This window comes from Nesterenkonia suensis, from assembly GCF_054782935.1.
Genome location: NZ_BAAGRN010000001.1, coordinates 1,174,017 through 1,194,096, shown reverse-complemented (window position 1 = coordinate 1,194,096; position 20,080 = coordinate 1,174,017). Strand labels below are relative to the sequence as shown.

General features: G+C 69.2%; 14 protein-coding genes and 1 pseudogene. 5 read left to right on the top strand and 10 right to left on the bottom strand.

The window, feature by feature from the left end:
• Nucleotides 1–53 precede the first annotated feature (53 nt).
• From ACYVKI_RS05230 to ACYVKI_RS05210, 5 genes are all read right to left on the bottom strand, one after another.
• Nucleotides 54–527, bottom strand: a complete 474-nt coding sequence (locus ACYVKI_RS05230) for a hypothetical protein (protein ID WP_460689249.1) — start codon at nt 525–527, stop codon at nt 54–56.
• A 272-nt stretch (nt 528–799) separates the two neighbouring features.
• The gene (locus ACYVKI_RS05225) at nt 800–2,776 is read right to left on the bottom strand and encodes a glycoside hydrolase family 13 protein (protein WP_460689248.1); all 1,977 of its coding nucleotides are present in this window, start codon (nt 2,774–2,776) and stop codon (nt 800–802) included.
• 9 nt (nt 2,777–2,785) lie between these two features.
• A complete protein-coding gene (locus tag ACYVKI_RS05220) occupies nt 2,786–3,712 on the bottom strand; it encodes a sugar ABC transporter permease (protein ID WP_460689247.1) in 927 nt (308 codons plus the stop codon).
• Between the two features lies 1 nt (nt 3,713).
• Entirely contained in the window at nt 3,714–5,357 is a 1,644-nt protein-coding gene (locus tag ACYVKI_RS05215; RefSeq protein WP_460689246.1) for an ABC transporter permease subunit, read from the bottom strand.
• 6 nt (nt 5,358–5,363) lie between these two features.
• Nucleotides 5,364–6,611, bottom strand: coding sequence for a sugar ABC transporter substrate-binding protein (locus tag ACYVKI_RS05210; RefSeq protein ID WP_460689245.1), 1,248 nt, complete (start codon nt 6,609–6,611; stop codon nt 5,364–5,366).
• Nucleotides 6,612–6,808: 197 nt separating this feature from the next.
• Here ACYVKI_RS05210 and ACYVKI_RS05205 point away from each other — a divergent pair, with 197 nt between their 5' ends.
• Complete coding sequence (locus ACYVKI_RS05205; RefSeq protein WP_460689244.1) at nt 6,809–8,566, top strand: glycoside hydrolase family 13 protein; 1,758 nt, start codon at nt 6,809–6,811, stop codon at nt 8,564–8,566.
• A 12-nt stretch (nt 8,567–8,578) separates the two neighbouring features.
• On the top strand, nt 8,579–9,688 hold the full coding sequence (locus ACYVKI_RS05200; protein WP_460689243.1) for a LacI family DNA-binding transcriptional regulator: 1,110 nt from the start codon (nt 8,579–8,581) through the stop codon (nt 9,686–9,688).
• 48 nt (nt 9,689–9,736) lie between these two features.
• Here ACYVKI_RS05200 and ACYVKI_RS05195 read toward each other — a convergent pair whose 3' ends face one another.
• A complete protein-coding gene (locus ACYVKI_RS05195; protein ID WP_460689242.1) occupies nt 9,737–11,026 on the bottom strand; it encodes an MFS transporter in 1,290 nt (429 codons plus the stop codon).
• Between the two features lie 65 nt (nt 11,027–11,091).
• Here ACYVKI_RS05195 and ACYVKI_RS05190 point away from each other — a divergent pair, with 65 nt between their 5' ends.
• From ACYVKI_RS05190 to ACYVKI_RS05180, 3 genes are all read left to right on the top strand, one after another.
• Nucleotides 11,092–14,088 carry a DEAD/DEAH box helicase gene (locus ACYVKI_RS05190; RefSeq protein WP_460689241.1) on the top strand — a complete coding sequence of 999 codons (2,997 nt, stop codon included), beginning with the start codon at nt 11,092–11,094 and terminating at the stop codon, nt 14,086–14,088.
• Between the two features lie 69 nt (nt 14,089–14,157).
• Complete coding sequence (locus ACYVKI_RS05185) at nt 14,158–15,519, top strand: hypothetical protein (RefSeq protein WP_460689240.1); 1,362 nt, start codon at nt 14,158–14,160, stop codon at nt 15,517–15,519.
• 116 nt (nt 15,520–15,635) lie between these two features.
• Nucleotides 15,636–16,370, top strand: coding sequence for a polyprenol monophosphomannose synthase (locus tag ACYVKI_RS05180; RefSeq protein WP_460689239.1), 735 nt, complete (start codon nt 15,636–15,638; stop codon nt 16,368–16,370).
• Between the two features lie 119 nt (nt 16,371–16,489).
• Here the strand turns inward: ACYVKI_RS05180 and ACYVKI_RS05175 are convergent, their stop codons facing one another.
• The 4 genes and pseudogenes from ACYVKI_RS05175 to ACYVKI_RS05160 all read right to left on the bottom strand — a co-directional run bounded on the left by ACYVKI_RS05175 (nt 16,490) and on the right by ACYVKI_RS05160 (nt 20,061).
• Entirely contained in the window at nt 16,490–16,834 is a 345-nt protein-coding gene (locus ACYVKI_RS05175; protein ID WP_460689238.1) for an RNA polymerase-binding protein RbpA, read from the bottom strand.
• Between the two features lie 725 nt (nt 16,835–17,559).
• A pseudogene (locus ACYVKI_RS05170) lies at nt 17,560–18,456 on the bottom strand (SPFH domain-containing protein); the annotation flags it as partial.
• Between the two features lie 40 nt (nt 18,457–18,496).
• Nucleotides 18,497–18,982, bottom strand: coding sequence for an NfeD family protein (locus ACYVKI_RS05165; RefSeq protein ID WP_460689237.1), 486 nt, complete (start codon nt 18,980–18,982; stop codon nt 18,497–18,499).
• A gap of 128 nt (nt 18,983–19,110) precedes the next feature.
• Nucleotides 19,111–20,061, bottom strand: coding sequence for a putative RNA methyltransferase (locus tag ACYVKI_RS05160; protein ID WP_460689236.1), 951 nt, complete (start codon nt 20,059–20,061; stop codon nt 19,111–19,113).
• Nucleotides 20,062–20,080: the final 19 nt, after the last annotated feature.

The following is a 20,080-nucleotide window of genomic DNA, read 5'->3' as shown; positions in this document are numbered from 1 at the left end:
CTGCCCGGGACAGGGCGCGCCGACCAGGGGTGAGCAGGTCGGGGGTGAACAGGTCAGGCTGCCGCATCGTGGACTCTCAGCAGCCGCCATCGTCCGGAGCCCGCATGGCGGCTCAGATCGACGGTCCGAGGCACAGCTCGGGACGCGGCCTCCAGGCGGATCTGGAGCCGCCAGATCTCATGGTCGACGACGCCGGCGCCGCGGCCACGTTCCACCCTGGCGTCCTCGAGCCACCAACGACGGCGCTCGAACCAGCGGACCGGCTCCTCCACGACGGTATGCCAGCGATTCCGCCAACACAGCCGAGACGGGATGCCGCCGTCGTCGCACTCGACGGTCAGCTCCTCGCTGAGGGCCCGCGAGAGCGGGATGACGGCTGCGTCGGTGCGGGAATCTGCGCCAGGGCCCGGCGCCGAGGTGCGGTTCGACGGACTCTGGCTCCGTGCCGCGGCGAGACGGCGAGCCTCCTCCGGAGCGACGAGGCGCACGACGCCGGGGAGGGCGGGGGTGGTCGAGGTGGGGCTCATCAGCTCTACTCCCTTGGTCCAGCGCCCGAGGGCGCACAGGTGCAGTGTTCGCTGACGATGGGAAGGAGCGAGCGGGGAGCGTGGCGTCGCCTCTCGCCCCTCCATCGTAGTTCGAACACAGTTTCGAAGACAAAGGGAGGCTACGACGGAGCACTGACATGCGAGGCAGCAGGGGCGAACCGGCAGGAGATGCCCGCAGGTGCACCGGGGACCACTCTCCGACGCCCCTGCGGGCGCAACGCTCAGCGCGGCTCAACGCGGAACAGCGCGGCTCAACGCGGAACAGGAACCCCAGGCAGGCTCCACACGGTGAAGGAAGGGCCGACGGCGGAGATCCGCGCAGCCTCGGTGGGGACCTCCAGCGCCGCCTCACCGAGCAACCGTGAGGCCACCTCACCCTGCTCACCCTGCTGCTCTCGGAGAGCCGCCAGACCCGGCACGATCGCCGCCGGGAGATCCAGCTCACGCTCCGCCATGGTGGCCAGCACCAGCAGGCTCTCGGCAGCCGACTCGCGGACGAACACCACGGCGTCGTCGTCGGTGTGGATCCAGCGCATCCCTCCGCGGGCGAGCACCTCATGGCCCCGGCGCAGACCGACCAGCTCCCGGCACAGCGCCAGCCGCTCGGCGACCTCCGGATCAGACTCGGTGCCCCAGGGCATCGGGGCGCGGCTGAGCTCCCCGTCAGCCCCGGTGAGCCCGAACTCGTCGCCGGCGAAGAGCACCGGGACGCCGGGCAGGGTCATCGCCAGACCAAGCGCCAGCGGCATGGCGCCCTCAGCGGCATGCGTGGCGAACCGTGCGGTGTCATGGGTGTTCAGCGGCTGCATGTTGCCCAGTCGGATCCGCCACGGGATCCCCGCGGAGAACCGGTTCACCGCCTGGGCGAACTCCGCCGCGGTGGCCCGCGGGATCCCGCCCAGCGGCTGCCCGAAGAACCACGGTTCAGTGCGCTGCTCACCCTCGGCCGTGGTCCAGGGCTCCCCGGCGGGCTCGCTCAGCCAGGACCACAGCGGCCGGGTGAAGGCCGGATACGTCATGGCTCCGTGCCAGGCGTCGCCCTGGAGATCCTCAGTGGCGTCATTGGTGGACTCGGCCAGCAGCACGGTGTCCGGGTTGACCGTCTCCATAGTGCGGCGCAGAATCTGCCGCACCTCGGCGTTGAGGTCCACATCGCGCAGCCTGCCGGTCATGTTGGCCACATCGATCCGCCAGCCGTCGGCCTCGAAAGGGGGCAGCAGCCAGCGGGCGACCACGGAGTCAGCCCCCTCGATGAACCTCTCGCGCAACTGCTGGGAGGACCAGTCGAACTTCGGCAGGGACGGCACGCCCAACCACGCCTCGTACCCGAGACCCTCCCCAGCAGCGTCGCTCTCCTCCGCCTCATCGTCGGCGAAGTAGTAGTACTCCCGCTCCGGAGACTCGGGATCGGCGAGCGCGGTCTGGAACCACTCATGGCGGTCTCCGGAGTGATTGGTCGTGAGGTCTCCGATCACCCGCATGCCACGGGCATGGGCGGCCCTGACCAGGCGCACATAGGCCTCGTCCCCACCCAGCAGCGGGTCCACCCGCTCGAAGCTGGAAGCGTCGTACCGGTGGTTGGAGGCTGCGGGAAAGACCGGGGTCAGATACAGCAGATCCACTCCGAGGCCTGCCAGGTGGTCCAGCTTCTCCACGATCCCGTCGAGGTCACCGCCGTAGAGCTGCTGACAGCGCCCGGGCATCACCGGGTCCACCGGGTCGTCCCAGGCGGCTGGAATGGCCCACTCCGGGGCCTCACGCTGGTCGGCCTCCGCAGACCGGGCGAAGCGGTCCGGGAAGATCTGGTACATCACCGACTCGGCCAGCCAGGCCGGGGCCGGCGGGGTGGCCAGCAGGACGAAGTCGTCGACGTCGCGGACCTCTCCGGAGTGCAGGCCGGACTGGTTCAGCCAGTGCACGGCCCCGTCCTCACCCCGCAGCAGCCAGCGGTAGCCGTGGCGCGGGTTGTGCACGGTGACCTCAGCCTCCCACCACTGCCAGCCCCCGGCGGTCCCCAGAAGGACCGCCTCGTCCCAGACTGGCTCGCGGTCCGGATTCGACCGCACCAGGACAGCCTTCAGCGGGCCGAAGCCCTCCGGCACGCGCAGTCGCACCCGGACCTGCTCGCCGAGTGCGGGAGCCTCGTGCGAGACATGCAGCGCGGAGCCGTCATGGTGGGGGAGCAGAGCAGCATCCCTGCAGGGGGCGGTGCGGCGGGCAGGGGCCATAGGGGGTCCTCATTTCACGCTTCCGGCGGTCAGACCGCCGATGATGTACTTCTGCAGCGCCAGGAACAGCGCCACGGGGATGATCGCGGCCAGCACGGCCCCGGCGGCGAAGATCGACCAGTTCTGCGAGGTCTCCTGGGAGACGAACTGGTAGAGCCCCACCGCGAGAGTCTGTTTCTCCGGATCGATCAGCAGCACCGAGGCCACCACGAAGTCGTTGGTGGTCGCGATGAAGGACAGCAGCGCCACCACCGCCAGGATCGGGGAGACCAGCGGCAGGATGATCGTGAAGAAGATCCGGGCGTGACCGGCTCCGTCGATCCGGGCGGCCTCATCGATGGACTGCGGGATCGTATTGAAGAAGCCATACATCAGATAGGTGTTCACCCCCAGAGCTCCGCCCAGGTACACCATGATCAGACCCACCTGACTGTTGACGCCGATGGCCGGGAAGATCTCACCGATGGTGAGCATCAGCAGGAAGATCGCCACCACGGCCAGCAGCTGCGGGAACATCTGCACCAGCAGCAGGGTGATCAGCCCGACCCGCCGTCCGGTGAACCGCATCCGCGAGAACGCATACGCGGCCAACGCCCCGAGCAGCACACTGCCTGCCGAGGCGGTCAGCCCGATGAACAGCGTGTTCCCGAACCACGCGGCATAGGGCTGCTGGGGCCTGTTGAACAGCTCCACATAGCTGTCCAGGCTCATGTTCCGGAACAGGCTGTTGGCGGTGATCAGCGTGCCCCCGGGGTTCAGCGAGGCGGAGAACACATAGACCAGGGGGAAGATCGAGAAGACCGCGATGGCGACGCCGACCAGGTGACGCCACCCGGTCTGCCGCATCCAGACCCGAAAGGGACGTCGGGTCCGGACGACGCGGGGCTCGTCGGAGGGGACGGCGGCGGTCCCTGCGGGGGTGGTCTGCACCGACATGTCAGTTCAGCTCCTCGAGTGACTTGGTCTGACGGAACGCGATGACGGACACGGTTCCCACCAGCAGGAAGATCAGGATCGCGAAGGCGCTGGCCAGCCCGTAGTCCCGGTCCGCACCCACGAACGCCACCTTGTACACCAGAGTGATCAGGATGTCGGTGGCACCGACGTTGATGTCCGCGTCGATGTCGCGGGGCCCACCTCCGGTGAGCATGTAGATCAGGGTCAGGTTGTTGAAGTTGAAGGCGAACGCCGAGATCAGCAGAGGCGCCAGAGAGACCAGCAGCAGCGGCAGCTTGATCATGCGGAAGGCTTGGAAGGGCCTGGCGCCGTCCATCTGCGCGGCTTCGGTGAGCTCGTCGGGTATCGCCTGCAGCGCTCCGGTGCAGACCAGGAACATATAGGGGAAGCCCAGCCAGAGGTTCACCAGCAGGATCGAGATCTTCGCCAGGAGCGCATCGGTCAGCCAGGGGATCTGGGCACCGCCGAAGAGCACGTTGTTGACGAATCCGAACTCCTGGTTGAGCATGCCCGCCCAGACCAGCGCCGAGAGGAACCCGGGGAAGGCATAGGGCAGGATCATGATCAGCCGGTAGTATTTCCGGCTGCGCATCCTGGGATCGTTGAGCGCCATGGCCAGGAAGAGACCCAGCACGAACGTCGTCGCGACCGAGAGGAACGCGAAGGCGAAGGTCCAGATCGTCACCGAGATCAGCGGCCCCCGGATCGCCGGCTCCGTGGCGGCACGCACGAAGTTGTCCAGCCCGACGTGGATCCGCCAGCCCGGCAGCAGCTGTTCGCCCTCGGGGGAGGTGAACGCGCCGTCACCGGTGTCGGCGTAGACCGTCCCGGTGTCGGTGTTGGTCATGGTGTCAGCCTCGGCGTCATAGACGTACCGGGAGGTGTAGAGGAAGGCCGACTGGGCATCCTGGGTGCGGAGCACTCCGGCGTTGGGGTCCTCGCTGAAAGGCACCGCCAGCTGGGTGATCTCGCCTTGGCGTTGGAGCACCTCGGCGAAGTCGAGGACATCGTGGCCGGGCACATCGACCACCCGCCCGGCATCGGTGACGACACCGTCGACCCGCTCCAGAGGCTGATCCTCGGAGCCGATGAAGACATCACCGGCTGGATCGGTGACCACGAAGGACAGCTCTCCGAAGCGCTCGGCCACCGCCAACGGGTAGGTCGGAGAGTCCGGCACGCGCTCCTGGTTCTGGAGCATGATCGCGTGCACCGCATCGTCCTTGTCGCTGTTGTGGCCGGTGCCGTAGTTCGTGAAGGCCACGTAGCCGGAGTAGAGCACCATGAAGATCTGGAAGATCAGCAGGAACGCCACACCGGGCAGCAGGTACTTCGCCGGCAGGCCGCCGCGGCGGAGATAGACCCAGGAGATCAGGAGCCCCACGGCGACGACGGCGCCGCCGACCAGCGGTCGGCCCCCGGCGAACAGCACCAGGGCCGCGTAGACGGCGACGGCGTTGAGCACGCCGAGAGCCAGGATCTTGAAGAGGAGCAGCTTCCATCCCACAGAGGCGGCCTCCGCCAGGCGTTCCGCCTGGCGTGAGCGACGCCCGGGGGCCCGCCGGCCGCGGGTGTGGTCCGCGGCCGGCTGGGGCTTCTCAGGGGCGGGAGACGTGGTGGTCATCGCGGATCAGTCGATGGCTCCGGCGATGTCGTCGGCCATGCTCTCCCAGAGCTCGGCCGGGTCGCCCTCACCGTTGATGATCGCGGCCTGCGTGGTGCCCCAGTACTCCCAGACAGCGCCCATCTCCGGGATGCTGGGCATCGGGACGGCCTCGGCGCCGACTTCGCCGAATCCGGCGACGATCTCGTCATCGGTGAGGGCCGCGTCGAAGGACTCGGTCAGGGCCGGAGCACGTCCGCCGACCTCGTAGAGTGCAGTCTGGATCTCGGCGGAGCCGACATACTCCGTGAGGAAGGTGGTCGCGGCCACGACGTTCTCACTCTGGGCAGAGAGGAAGAAGCCCTGGACCCCGGCGAAGGGCTGGGCGGGGGAGCCGCCCGCAGAGGGGATCGGGTCGACCTGCAGGTCGATGTCGGCCTCCAGGGCGGCCGGCACGTTCCACGGTCCGGTGATCAGGAACGGAGTGTTCCCCTCGACGAAGTTCTCCCGGGCCAGGTCACCGTCGATGTTGGTGTTGAACAGCCCGTCGGCACCCTGCTGGCCGAGCCATTCGGCGAAGTCCACGCCGCCCTCGTCGCCGATGCGCAGGTCCTCGGCGTCGTAGCCGCCCTCGGAGTCAGTGCCGAAGACGGGGGCGTCGAAGGACATCTGGAACGGGTAGAGGTGGTACGGGTCGGCTTCGGTCGGGTCGAGCCCCACCAGGAAGGGATAGTCGACGTCGGCGCTCTCGCCGGCGGCGATCATGTCCTCGTAGGTCTCGGGCGCCTCAGGAGCGAGCTCGGCATTGCGGAGCAGCGCGATGTTCTCGATGGAGTAGGGCAGGCCGTAGAGGTTGCCGTCGTAGGTCCAGGCCTCCAGGGCGACGTCCTGGAACTCTGCGGCCTTGTCCCCGAGCTCGATGGGGGCGACCACACCGTTGGTGACCAGGGTGCCCAGCCAGTCATGGGCGCCGACGGCGACGTCCGGGCCCTCGCCGGTGGGCACCTGGGAGACGAACTGGTCCCGGACGTCGGCGAAGTCCTGCTGGACCATCTCCACATCGATGCCGGTGTCTTCGGTGAAGTCCGCGGAGGCGTCCTGGAGAACGTCGGCCCGGTCGGCGTCGACCCAGACCGTCAGACTGCCGGTGGCCTCGGGGGCCTCGGCATCGCCGCCCTCGGGGGTCGTGTCATCGCCTCCGCAGGCGGTCATCAGCAGCGCTCCGGCTGCCAGGGCTGCGCCGGCGCTGCGGGCTCGGGTGGTGTTGGCCCTCATGGTGTGTCCCTCTGATCGTCGATGTGCATGACAGGTGCGGTGGAGAGAGGCGGATTCGTGAGCCACCTCACTGCAAGCGCTTCCAGTATGGATCAGGCCACGTGGCATTGCAAGCATTGCCATCGATCCGCGGCACAGCAGTGAAAGTTCTGGGTTGAGAGGTGCGAAATGCAAACGCTTACGATTACAGTGTGATCATGAAGACCAGCCATGACGTACGACACACGGCCTCGGCCCTCGACGCGCCCGAGTGGTGGCGCACTGCCGTGATCTACCAGATCTATCCGCGGTCCTTCGCCGACTCCTCCGGTGATGGTGTGGGCGACCTGCGCGGCATCACCGGCCGACTCGACGAACTGACCGAGCTGGGCGTCGACGCTCTCTGGCTGAGCCCCTTCATGGTCTCCCCGCAGAAGGACGCCGGCTACGACGTCGCCGACTACTGCGACGTCGATCCGCTCTTCGGCACGCTCGCCGACTTCGATGAGCTCCTCTCCGCGGCCCACGCACGAGACCTCCGCATCATCGTGGACCTGGTGCCGAACCACTCCTCGGACCAGCACCCGTGGTTCCAGCAGGCGCTGGCCTCTGCGCCGGGGTCGCCCGAACGGGCACGCTACATCTTCCGGGAGGGTCGCGGCCCCGGGGGAGACCAGCCGCCCACCAACTGGGAGTCCATCTTCGGCGGTCCCGCCTGGACGCGGGTCACCGAAGCGGACGGCTCCGCCGGGCAGTGGTACCTGCACCTGTTCGATGCCAGCCAGCCGGACTTCAACTGGGACAACGAGGACGTGCGGGAGGAGTTCCGCCGCATCCTGCGATTCTGGCTCGACCGCGGGGTGGACGGCTTCCGGGTCGACGTCGCCCACGGCATGGTCAAGGACCCGGAGTTCCCGGACTGGACCCCGGACCCGCAGGCCGCCTCGATGGGCGGAGACGCGACGCCGGCCCCGTACTGGGAGCAGCCCGGTGTGCATGAGATCTATCGCGACTGGCACCGTCTGCTCGCCGAGTACGACGGCGACCGTGCACTGTGTGGGGAGGCCTGGGTCTCCACCCTGGAGAAGACCGCACTATGGGTCAGGCCCGACGAGATGCACCAGACCTTCAACTTCCACTACCTGGAGACCCCGTGGGACGCCGCTGCGCTGCGGGGGATCATCGACGACTCGCTGACCGCCTTCAGCTCCGTGGGCGCTCCCAGCACCTGGGTGCTGTCCAATCACGACGTCATCCGACACGCCACCCGGCTGGGCCTCACCGCCGAGAGCCCCCAGGGCAGCGGCATCGGGCCGGACTTCCCCGGGCTGCCCGAGCCGCAGGAGGCGCTGCGCCGCGCCCGGGCCGCCACGGCGCTGATGCTGTCCCTGCCCGGCTCCGCCTACCTCTATCAGGGAGAGGAGCTGGGCCTGCCCGAGGTCCTGGAGATCCCCGACGACGCCCGCCAGGACCCCACCTGGTTCCGCACCTCCGGAGCGCGCTACGGCAGGGACGGGTGCAGGGTGCCCATCCCCTGGGAGGCCGACGCCCCCGCCTGCGGCTTCAGCCCCTCAGGACGCTCCTGGCTGCCGCAGCCGCAGGGTTGGGGCTCCTTCGCCCGGGACCAGCAGCGCGAGGATCCCGTCTCCACGCTGTCGATGTACCGCCAGCTGCTTCAGCTGCGCCGACAGCATCGCCTCGGCGACGGCGCCGTGGCGTGGCTCGATGCCGAGGGCACGCTCGGAGGCGCCACCGATGATGTCCTGGTCCTGCGCAACCGAGATCTGGTGGTCGTGGCGAATCTGGGGTCCGAGGCCGTGCCGCTGCCACCGGGGTACGCCGTCGTGGCCGCCAGCGACGCACTCGGGCACGCCTCCCAGCCGGTGCCCCCGCAGGACGGACAGGACGCTCCGCAGATGCTCCCCGGGGACACCGTTGTATGGTTGGTCTCACCGGAGAACCCCGATAGCAGCTGAGGAATCGAGCCCGTGGTCAGCATCGATGAGGTCGCCCGCGCGGCCGGAGTGTCGTCAGCGACGGTCTCGCGCGCCCTCAGCGGACGGGGCCACGTCTCACCGCCGACGCGCGAGAAGGTCCTGCGCGTCGCTGATGACCTCGGCTACGTGGTCTCCTCGGCGGCCTCGAGCCTGGCCTCCGGACGCAGCCGCAACATCGGAGTCCTGCTCCCTGACCTGCACCGCTGGTTCTTCTCCACGGTGCTCACCGGCGTCTCCGAGGAGCTCAGCCGCAGGGGCTACGACCTGACCCTGTACAACGTCACCGACGATGCCGGCGTGCGCCGGGAGATCTTCTCCTCCTTCCTTCGTCGGCGCCGCGTCGACGGACTGATCGTGGTCGCCATGGAGCTCCATGCCGAGGAGATCGACCAGCTGACCGGGCTGGGCATCCCGGTGCTCACCCTGGGCGGGTCGAACCCCCGGCTGCCGGGCCGCGCCATCGACGACTATGCCGTGGCACGGCTGGCCGTGGACCACCTGCTCCGGCTGGGACACACCCGCATCGGAAGGATCGGAGCGGAGGCGAGCTTCAACCGGGACTTCCACATTCCGGCCCGCCGGGACGCCGGCTTCCGGGACGCGCTCGCCGAAGCCGGCGTCGAGCCGGATCCCCGGCTGTGCGTGACGGCTGACTTCACCATCGAAGGTGGCCATCGAGCGGCCAAACAGATTCTGGGGCGCTCGGCGGCCGCCCCCACCGGGCTGGTCGCCTTCTCCGACGAGATGGCGATCGGCGCGCTGCTCGCCGCCGGTGAGCTCGGCCTGCAGGTGCCGCAGGACATCTCTGTGGTGGGCATCGACGGCCATGACCTGGGGCCGCTGTTCGATCTCACCACAGTGGATCAGCATCCGTTGGACCAGGGCAGTCGCGCCGCGCGCGACATCCTCGAGCTCATCGAGGCTCCTCGGGCGGTCGGTGAGCTCGCCCAGCAGGCCACCGGACTGTCGGCGCAGGGGGCGGGGCAGGAGGCGGCACCGGGGGTCACACAGGGGGTCGCACCGGAGGCTGCCCAGGACCCCGGAGCTCTGCCCTTCCAGCTGGTGGTCCGCGGCAGCACGGCAGCACCGCGTTCTGGCTGATCCCCGGCAGCCACGGCGTGAGCGGCGCCGTCAGCCCCGTCAGCCCCGTCAGCGCAGGCCGGCGCGGCGGCGGGTGGTGCGGTTGGCGTGCACAGACCACCGAGGCAGCCAGCGCTGCAGGGCCGCCGCCGCTGCGGGGCCCAAGGCGGCGGCCGTCCAGATCCCTGCCGCCAGGGAGCCCACAGCTGCTCCTGCGGCGATGATCAGCGGACCGGCGGCGATCCCCAGATCCTGGAGCAGGCGCCATACCCCGAGGAACTGGGGACGCCCGGAGGAGGGTGCCACATCTGAGGCGACGGTCATCATGATGCCGGAGCCCAGTCCGTTGCCCAGGCCCAATGCCACAGCCGCCCAGGTCAGCTGCCCCGATCCCGAGGTCAGCGGGATCATCGCCATCGCGGCGGCGAGCACCAGCATGGCCGGCACACCGATCCAGAGACGGCCGAAGTGGTCCATGATCTTGCCCGCCGGATAGAACAGCAGCATGTCGATGCCGCCGGCGATCCCGTAGATGACCGAGATCGTCGCCGGGTCCAGCCCGAGGTGCTCTCCCCAGAGGGGCAGCACCTGCTGCCGGGCACCGCGGATGCCTCCCACCAGCAGCACCGGGACCCCGAGGGTGAGCAGCATCGTGCGGTGCTCCCGCAGCACGGTCCGCAGGCTGGGTCGGCACCCGTGGGCGACCTCGCCTCCCGGTGCTGTGGCGGTGCGCCTCCGCCTGAGACCACCGGGGTCCGGCCGAGAGAGCGCGACGGTGACGGTCGCGGCCGCGGCGGTGACCAGCGCGAGCAGGAAGACCAGCCGCAGGTCCCCACTCTGCAGCACCAGCGCGCCGATGAACGGTCCGACGAACTGCCCGATCCGGTGGACCCCGCCCAGGGTCGAGAGCACCCGCGCTCGGTGCATCGGCGGGGTGATCTCGGTCAGGTAGGAATGGCGGGCCAGGTGGAACACAGCGTTCGCCGCGCCGACCAGCAGGATCGCCAGCGCCAGGGAGAGCAACGACGGCGCTAGCGCGGCGGCCAGCAGGCCCAGGCAGGCCGTGCCGCCGGCCAGCAGCATGGCCCGCCGGTCACCGATCCGTGAAGCCAGCGCCCCGGCCGGGATGTCGGCCAGGATCTGCCCCATCGGCAGCATCGCTGCGATGACTCCCGCGACAGCGAGCGTGGCTCCCTGTTGGACGGCGTGCGGAGCGATGATCGGCAGCATCGCCCCGATTCCGATGCTGAACAGGAATGCCGGGATCAGCGCACCCACCACGACGCTCTGGGCGGGGAACAGCGGCGCGGCCGGGTCCGGGCGCCCCCTGGCGGCGGAGAGTCGACGATCTGCAGGCACGGCCGCCAGCCTACTCCGGTGACTCCGGACGCCGTCGGCCCCGGCGATGCCATAGGCTGGGAGGCATGAGTTCACCGGCCGAGCGTTATGCCCAGGCTCGACGCCGCACCGCAGAGTCCCGGACCGAGCTGGGCGCCTTCCGACGCCAGCAGGGCTTCGAACTGGATGATTTCCAGCTGCAGGCCTGCCGTCATCTCGAAGCGGGCAAGGCCGTGCTGGTGGCGGCCCCGACAGGGGCCGGCAAGACGATCGTGGGAGAGTTCGCCGTCCATCTGGGACTGGCCACCGGTGCGAAGACCTTCTACACCACACCGATCAAAGCGCTGTCCAACCAGAAGTATCAGGAACTGGTGGAGGATCACGGCGTCGAGCGTGTCGGGCTGCTCACCGGCGACACCTCCATCAATGCAGGGGCGCAGATCGTGGTGATGACCACGGAGGTGCTGCGCAACATGCTCTACGCAGACTCCGAAGCCCTGCAGGGCCTCGGTCACGTGGTGATGGACGAGGTCCACTACCTGGCTGATCGGTTCCGCGGCGCCGTCTGGGAGGAAGTCATCATCCACCTCCCGGAGCACGTGCAGGTGGTCGCGCTGAGCGCCACCGTCTCCAACGCTGAGGAGTTCGGCGCCTGGCTCGACACAGTGCGCGGCGAGACTGCCGTGGTGGTGTCCGAACATCGCCCGGTTCCCCTGTGGCAGCACATGCTGGTCGACCATGAGCTGCACGACCTGTTCGTCACCGACGATGACCAGCACGATGCCGCCGAGGGTGGCCGTCTGCAGGTCAACCCGGAGCTGCAGCGTCTGGCGCACCGCCAGCAGGCGCCGTCCTCCCGTCGATCCGGGGGGCCGCGCGGCCGCGGCCGACGCGACCCGCGCCGCGAGCGTGCCTCCCAACGGCGCTCCTCGACGCAGATGACAGCCGGGGCCTCAGGCATCTCGGGCGCCTCAGGTGCGCGGATGCGTCTCAACAGACCCAAGATGATGAGAGCTCTGGACCGTGACGGACTCCTGCCCTGCATCAGCTTCATCTTCTCGCGCGCCGGATGCGAAGCCGCCGTCGAGCAGTGTCTGCAGGCCGGCATCCAGCTGACCACCCGGGAAGAGCGCGGTGAGATCGCCTCCCGGGTCGAACAGATGGGCTGGGAGCTGCCCGCTGAGGATCTCGCCGTGCTGGGCTACGACAGCTTTCGCGAAGCCCTGGTCAACGGCATCGCCGCGCATCATGCCGGCATGCTGCCGCCCTTCAAGGAGCTCGTGGAGGAGCTCTTCGCGGCTGGACTCCTCAAGGTCGTCTTCGCCACCGAGACGCTGGCACTGGGGATCAACATGCCCGCTCGGACCGTCGTGCTGGAGAAGCTGGACAAGTTCAACGGCGAGTCCCATGTGGACATCACACCGGGGGAGTACACGCAGCTGACCGGTCGGGCCGGCCGGCGCGGGATCGACGTCGAAGGTCACGCCGTGGTCGTCTGGCAGCCAGGGATGGACCCGCGTCAGGTGGCTGGCCTGGCCTCACGGCGCACCTATCCGCTGAACTCCAGCTTCCGCCCGAGCTACAACATGGCGGTCAACCTCACCGCCCAGTTCGGGCGTGCACGATCCCGGACCATCCTCGAGTCCTCCTTCGCCCAGTTCCAGGCCGACCGTTCCGTGGTCGGTCTGGCTCGAGACGTCGCGCAGCGAGAATCCTCCATGACGGGGTATGTCGAGGCCATGGCCTGCCACCTGGGCGACTTCCGGGAGTATGCGGAGCTGCGCCGGCGCCTGGCCGAAGTGCAGAAGGGCCAGGCCAAGGCGCGGAACAGACAGCGTCGCCGTGAGGTGGTCCGGGTGCTCGCGGCACTGAAGCCCGGCGACGTCGTCGAGGTCGCCGGACGCCGACGTCTCGGAGAATGTCTGGTGGTCCACGGGGCGCCGGAGCATGATCCGAGACCCAGCGTCGTGACCGCTTCGGGTCAGCTGCGACGGCTGACCGTCGACGACTTCAGCCAACCGCCGGAGGTGCTGACCAGCGTCCGCCTTCCGCGCAAGCCGCAGGTGAAGGTGCCCAAGGTCCGGCGTGATCTGGCCTCGACGATGCGCAGCGCTCTGCGGGACCGGGTCCCGCCGCGCAGCGATGCCCCCGCGGCCGGGTTCGGGTTCGTCGACGAACCCGACGAGGACGCCGTCGAGTCCCTGCAGAGTCAGCTGCGCCGTCATCCCTGCCACAGCTGCGGAGATCGCGAGGAGCACGCGCGCTGGGCCGAGCGCTGGTGGCGGCTGCGCCGTGAGACTGATCAGCTGCAGGCCAAGATCAGTCGACGCACGGGCTCGATCGCGAAGACCTTCGACCGCATCTGCGAGGTCCTGGTGGAGTTGGGGCACCTGGTGCCGCAGGAGGAATCCGAGGACCCTCTGTTCGATGCTGTGGACGCCCCTGAGCCCAGTGACGATCACTCCGCAGGACGCCAGGAGTTCTCGGTCACGGAGCGCGGCCACCGGCTGCGCCGCATCTACGGGGAGCGGGATCTCTTCACCGAGATGCTCCAGGAGCAGGGTGTGCTCGCCGGGCTGTCGGCCCAGGAGCTGGCCGCCTTCGCCACCGTGCTCATCTACCAGGCCAAGCGTGAGGACGAGGGAGCGATGCCGCAGATGCCCACCTCCCGACTCACCGCGGCGGTCAGAGCCGCCGTCGACGTCCATGAACGCCTGGAGTCGCTGGAGAAGCAGCATCACCTGGAGCCCACCGCCGCGCCCGAGATGGGGCTGGTGCCGCCGATGTACGCGTGGGCATCCGGGCAGAGCCTGCGACAGGCCCTCGAGGACTCTCCGCTGGCCGCCGGGGACTTCGTCCGGTGGGCCAAGCAGTGCATCGACTCGCTGGATCAGCTGGCCCGAGCCCCGCACACCTCGGCCAAGCTGGCGGCACGCTGTCACGAGGCGGTGGACCTCATCGCCCGGGGTGTGGTGGCCTATTCGGCCGTGGCGAGTCTGCCCGACGCCGACACCCCCAACGCCCCCGACGGTGATCAGGATGACGGAGTCGGGTGGCTCGCAGATTCCTCGGGCACGGAATGACCCATCCGCCCACCAGGTCAGCACGACGACGGCGCGGAGGCCCCGCGCAGTGAGGACGCCATGACGCCCATGATGAGCCCCCAATCCGGGCAGGAGCCCGGCGCCAGCCACCCAGTGGACCAGCCGTCGGGGGCCGCCCCACGAGTGCTGGTCGACGGCACCGTCCACAGCATCGCAGAGCCCTATGCGGAAGCCCTGCTGATCGACGACGGGGTGATCTCCTGGATCGGTGCGCCGGAGACCGCCGGTCGACTCACCGACGGAGACGCCGAGCGCCAGGACCTGGACCGCGCCCTGGTCGCCCCGGCCTTCGTCGGGCGGATCGACCGGAGGCTCGAGACCCTCGACGCCGGCGAGGTCGTCACGGCGCTGGATGCGGCGGCCGCGCACGGACAGGCCGCTGCGCGACTGGTGCTCGGCGTCTCCGGGAACGCGGTGGCGGACCAGGCTCATCAGCTGCGCACTCAGCTGATCGAGGTGTTCAAGGCCGCCCGCTGGCACCCTGTGGTCGTCTTTCCCGCAGTACGGCTGACGGGTCTTGACCGGAGCACCGCAGCGGAGGATGCCGAACTCTCCACCACGCAGGAGGAGGCCCTGGGTCTGCTGATGGAGGTCCTCGCCCACAGCGATGACGCCGCCGGGACGCCGATCGGAGTCGAGCTCGTCGTCGAGGAGCTGCTCCGAGGATTCCCGGAGCCGCTCGACGCGGGGCACCCGCCGGATGAGCAGGTCGTCGAGCACCTGGCCCAGGTCTCCTCCGTGGTGGCGAAGGCCTCGTGCCAGCTGCTCCTGGACGTCGCCGGGCAGCCCGCCGGCATCGTGGCCGGCCTGGTCTCGGCCGTGCGGCAGCGGCTGCGGGAGCACCGGTCGACGCCCCGGCCCGATCGGCCCACAGTGCTGGTCGACTTCGACTCGTCCCGGCGGGAGGACTGGCAGGGGCTGGTCGGCACGGCCGTGCATGTGCTGCTGCGGCGTCCCGGGCACCTCGGCCTGGCTCTCGCCGCGGGAGTGCCCACCTCCGTCGCCCCTGCGGAGACGGTCGATCCCTGGCAGCCGGTGGCCGCACACGTCCACCAGCAACAGGCCGCGGTCTCGGTGCGGGCGGCGTTCAACGCCCAGACCCGCGCCGCCCATCGGTCCCTTCCGGCCCCCGACGGTGCCGCTCCGGCAGTGACGACGCTCGCGCCGCAGCTCGACCCCGGCGCCGCGGCCAGCTTCGCCGTCTGGGAGGTCGAGACGCTGGCGGTGCAGACGGCCGATCCACGCACCGCCGCCTGGAGCACCGACGCCCGGGCCCGCACCCCGTTGCTGCCGTACCTGGGCACGGCCGAGGAGCCGGTGGCTCGTCCCGTGCTGCGGGCCACCGTCATCGGTGGTGTCGAAGTTCACGGGACGGCAGGGATCCGACACTCCGAGGCCGGGCATTCCTGAACCGGCCCACCGGGGGCAGAATACTTCGGGGACCGCCGTGTCGAGCCGGTCGCCTCACATCACCATCAGAGACCCTGAGACACCTCCAGACAGCATAGAAGGGGCACAGGCCACCCGTGAAGATCCTGACGATCATCCCGACCTACGACGAGATCGAGGCCCTGCCGCTCACCGTGCAACGCCTGCGGGCGGCAGTGCCGGAGTCCGACGTGCTCGTCGTCGACGACAACAGCCCGGACGGCACCGGGGAGCTCGCCGACAGGATGAGCCACCACGATCCGCAGATCCACGTGCTGCATCGCCGAGCGAAGAACGGCCTGGGAGGGGCCTACATCGCCGGGTTCCGCTGGGGGCTCGACCAGGGGTATGACGTGCTCATCGAGCTCGACGCCGACGGATCCCACCAGCCGGAACAGCTGCCGGACCTGATCGAGAAGATCGACGAGGCTGATCTGGTCATCGGCTCACGCTGGGTTCCCGGAGGTGCGGTGGTCAATTGGCCGTTGCACCGGGAGGTGATCTCGCGGGCCGGATCGCTGTTCTCCAGGACTATGCTGGGTCTGCCGGTCCGGGACATCACCGCCGGCTACCGGGTGTTCCGGCGCTCCACCTTGGAGGACATCGACCTCGGCAGCATCGAGTCGGTGGGCTACGGCTTCCAGGTGGACATGACCTTCCGGGTCGCCCGACAGCGCAAGACCATCGTCGAGGTGCCGATCACCTTCGTCGAGCGGACGCTGGGCGCATCGAAGATGAGCTCCGACATCGTGGTCGAGGCCATGCTCAACGTCACGCGCTGGGGACTGGCCGCTCGCGCGAAGAGACTGGCCCGCCGCATCGGTCTGGACTGACTCGCCGCCGGGCGTCACGACAGTTCGAGCCCGTCACCGGATGATCGGTGACGGGCTCGAACTGTCGTGACGTGAGCACACCGGACGTGGCGTCGGAGGTGCTCACGCACTGACGGGAGTCAGGAGACCTTCTCGCCGCGCCGTTCGCGCAGCTGCTTCAGCCGCTCTGTGAGGATGTCCTCCAGCTCCTCCTCCGAACGGCGCTCCAGAAGCATGTCCCAGTGGGTGCGGACCGGCTTCTCCGGAGTCTCGTCAGGCGCAGAGCCGTCCACCAGGACGCCCTCCTTGCCCGTCGGGGAGGTCCAGGTGGCCGGAACGTCAGCATCGGCTGCGAACGTGACGGTGATCTTCTCGCCGTCTTCGCAGACATACTCGACGTTCTGACGCGGTGCCGGCTCCACACCCTGCTCGGTCTCCATGGACTGCGCACCCAGGCGCATCCCGCGCAGACTGCGATCGCTCATCGGCATTCTCCTCCACTGCTGGGGACAGATGTTGTCGTGGTGCTCAACAGCAGGGGGTGCCCGGATATTCCGGGCACCCCCTGTGAGCTGGCTCCCGTGGCAGGCTGGCTCGTTCCTGCTCCGGTGGCCGCCCCTGTGTCGAGAGGTGCGGGTCAGGCCTTCTGCGGGGGAGGGCCGCCCCGACGTCCAGGCGATCCCTGGCCGGGCTGTGGCCAGGTCTGCCCGCGGGGAGGCTCCTGGGGAGACTGCTGACCAGGCTGCCCCTGCTGCCCGGGTTGGCCACCCGGTCCGTGCTGCCCCTGATGTCCCTGCTGTCGGTGCTGGTTCCCGTACGGGTCGACAGCCGGAGGCCGGGGGTTCTGTGGAAGCGACTGCTGCGCGGAGTCCTCGACTCCATGGCCCGAACTGATCGACGGGTCTGCCTCCGGTGGAGCCGACTCAGCGATCCGCTTCAGCGTGTCGGTGCTCGACTCGCGGTCCGGGCGGGACTGCGCGCCGACGCCACCTCCGGTCTGAGCCCGCCGTGCCTCCTCTTCGATGTCCCGGGTGCCCTCGTAGTTCGGGTGCTCATCGGTCACCGAGGTGGAGCGTGCCGAGGAGGCCATGTCAGCGATCGCGTCGGAGATCGCGGGCTTGCCCCGGCGTTCCTTGGCCTCGCGCTCCTTGCGCTCACGACGCTCGCGCAGCCGCTCCTCGCGGGCGGCACGCTCAGCCTCCCGCTCCTCAGGGCTGCGACCGTCGGAGGCCTCGGTGTTGCCGGTGAACGCACCGGAGAAGGCCTTGAGCGCATCGCCGAACTCGCCGGGGATGACCCACATGGTGTTCGAGTCGCCCTTGGCCAGCTCCGGCAGGGTCTGCAGGTACTGATACGAGAGCAGCTCCGGGCCCGGCTCGGAGTCATGGACCGCGTTGAACACGGTCTCGATGGCCTGGGCCTCCGCATTGGCGGCCAGGATCCGGGCCTGCGCCTCACCTTCGGCCTGCAGGATCGCCGCCTGGCGCTCACCTTCCGCGGTCAGCACCGCGGACTGCTTGGTGCCCTCCGCGGTGAGGATGGCCGCACGACGGTCACGCTCGGCACGCATCTGTTTCTCCATGGAGTCCTGGATGGACAGCGGCGGCTCGATGGCCTTGAGCTCCACGCGCGCCACGCGGATGCCCCAGCGGCCGGTGACCTTGTCCAGCTCACCACGGAGCTGACCGTTGATCCGATCTCGGGAGGTCAGCGCGGCCTCCAGATGCATGCCGCCGACCACGTTGCGCAGCGTGGTGGTGGTCAGCTCCTGGACGGCATGGATGTAGTTCTGGATCTCGTAGGTGGCCGCCTTGGGGTCGGTGATCTGGAAATAGACCACCGTGTCGATGGAGACCACCAGGTTGTCCTCGGTGATCACCGGCTGCGGGGGGAAGGACACGACCTGCTCACGCATGTCCAGCAGCGGGACCAGCCGATCGATGAAGGGCACGAGCAGCGTCAGCCCAGGCCCCTGGGTCCGCTGATACTTGCCGAGGCGTTCGACGATGCCGGCGCGCGCCTGCGGGATGATCCGTACGCTGCGCACCAGGATGATGACGACGAGCGCCATCAGCGCCAGCAGTACGACGAGAAGTGCTACATCCATGGGATATCCGTTCTTCGTGTCTGTCGTGGGAATCGGGCCATCAGGCTTCGCGAGGTTCCGGATCCTGCCATTCGATCCCTGAAGCCGGTCTGAGGTAGACGATGGCGCCGTCGACTGATTCCACGAGGGCCGCCATGCCAGGTTCGATCCGGACGTCTCCGGCTGTGCGGGCGGTCCAGGTGTCCCCGTCAACCTCGGCCAGGCCTGCATCATGAGTCACGGTCTCCAGGGCTTGGGCCTCCATGCCGGTCATCCGGTCCACGTTGGTCAGCTGCTCCTGGGACCCCTTCCTCATGTGCTTCAGTGCCACAGGCCTCACCGCGCCCAGCATGAGCAGCGCAGTGGCGGACCCGAGGACGACCTGCATCCACCCGGGGCCACCGGCCAGCGCCACCGTCGTCGCGGCCGCGGCGCCGGCGGCGAGCATGAGGAAGAGCAGGTCGAGCATCAGGAGCTCGAGGACGAGCAGCACGAAGGTCAGGGAGAGCCAGGCCGCCCAGAGATTCTCACCGAACCATTCGATCATGCACGGACCTCCTCAAGACCCCATCCGGCCGGGCGCTCGCCAGTCGCCCCGGGACCGGGGCCGCCCTGGCGAGGCACATCTCCTCTTCATTCTGCCTGACCAGGGGGTTCCCGTCACCCCTGACGCGCTCAAGGACGTGTTCGTCGCCACACCGTGACATCCAGGTCGATGGTCACCTCGGCCACCTGTGACGCGGCGATCCGCGCAGCGACCTCAGCGGCCTGCCGGTGGTGTCCTGCCGGTCCCATCATGACCAGATCACAGGCGGACTCCGGGCTCACCGGCACCCGTGAGGTGACGACCTGATGAGCGACCGGCTCGGAGAAGCAGCGGCGCATCTGCGCGCGGAGATCGGGGAGCTTGTCCGACTGCATGCTCAGCAGGCCGTGTCCCGCCAGCTCGTGGAGATGTCTCGGCCGCGGGGTCACGACGAGAGCGGCCGCGCCGGGGGAGAGGACCCGGGCGTACTCCTCGACATTGCGCGGAGCGAAGATGTCCAGGAGCAGGTCCACGGTGCCGTCCGCCAGGGGCAGCGGCCTCCACAGATCCCAGGCGAGGGCGAGAGTCCGTGGGTCTCGCGCGGCTCGTCTGAGACCGGCAGGGGAGAGGTCCAGCGCCACCCCGCGCGCAGATGATCGCTGATCCAGCAGGCTGCGCAGGTGATATCCCGTCCCGGATCCGCAGTCGAGCAGGAGATCGGCAGATCCGGCGCCCGGGGCCAGCCAGCGGTCCGCGAGCCTGACCAGAACCTCGGTCAGCTCCGAGAAGAGCCCGGCGTCCTGCACGCGTTCGCGGGCCATGATCATGGCGGCGGAGTCGGGCGTGGCTGCGGACCCACGCCCGACCAGCAGATTGACATAACCTTGTCTGGCGGCATCGAACCGATGCCCGGACGGGCAGGCGAGCCCCTTCACCGAGCCGTCCGCGCGGCGGCGCAGGATGGCCAGTGCAGGCGCTGCAGACGTCGCGGCCACCCGCGGCGCCTGCGCCTCGGCATGCAGTGGACACAGCAACGGCCAGCTGTCGTCGCGCATCCATGCGGCGGCGGCATCCGCTGGCTCCGGCGGGGACTGACTCATGGTCAGAAGCGTATCCCGT

Coding starts and splice junctions, on each gene's coding strand:
- ACYVKI_RS05230 (WP_460689249.1), bottom strand. CDS start 527: ATGAGCCCCACCTCGACCACCCCCGCCCTCCCCGGCGTCGTGCGCCTC.
- ACYVKI_RS05225 (WP_460689248.1), bottom strand. CDS start 2,776: ATGGCCCCTGCCCGCCGCACCGCCCCCTGCAGGGATGCTGCTCTGCTC.
- ACYVKI_RS05220 (WP_460689247.1), bottom strand. CDS start 3,712: ATGTCGGTGCAGACCACCCCCGCAGGGACCGCCGCCGTCCCCTCCGAC.
- ACYVKI_RS05215 (WP_460689246.1), bottom strand. CDS start 5,357: ATGACCACCACGTCTCCCGCCCCTGAGAAGCCCCAGCCGGCCGCGGAC.
- ACYVKI_RS05210 (WP_460689245.1), bottom strand. CDS start 6,611: ATGAGGGCCAACACCACCCGAGCCCGCAGCGCCGGCGCAGCCCTGGCA.
- ACYVKI_RS05205 (WP_460689244.1), top strand. CDS start 6,809: ATGAAGACCAGCCATGACGTACGACACACGGCCTCGGCCCTCGACGCG.
- ACYVKI_RS05190 (WP_460689241.1), top strand. CDS start 11,092: ATGAGTTCACCGGCCGAGCGTTATGCCCAGGCTCGACGCCGCACCGCA.
- ACYVKI_RS05185 (WP_460689240.1), top strand. CDS start 14,158: ATGATGAGCCCCCAATCCGGGCAGGAGCCCGGCGCCAGCCACCCAGTG.
- ACYVKI_RS05175 (WP_460689238.1), bottom strand. CDS start 16,834: ATGAGCGATCGCAGTCTGCGCGGGATGCGCCTGGGTGCGCAGTCCATG.
- ACYVKI_RS05165 (WP_460689237.1), bottom strand. CDS start 18,982: ATGATCGAATGGTTCGGTGAGAATCTCTGGGCGGCCTGGCTCTCCCTG.
- ACYVKI_RS05160 (WP_460689236.1), bottom strand. CDS start 20,061: ATGAGTCAGTCCCCGCCGGAGCCAGCGGATGCCGCCGCCGCATGGATG.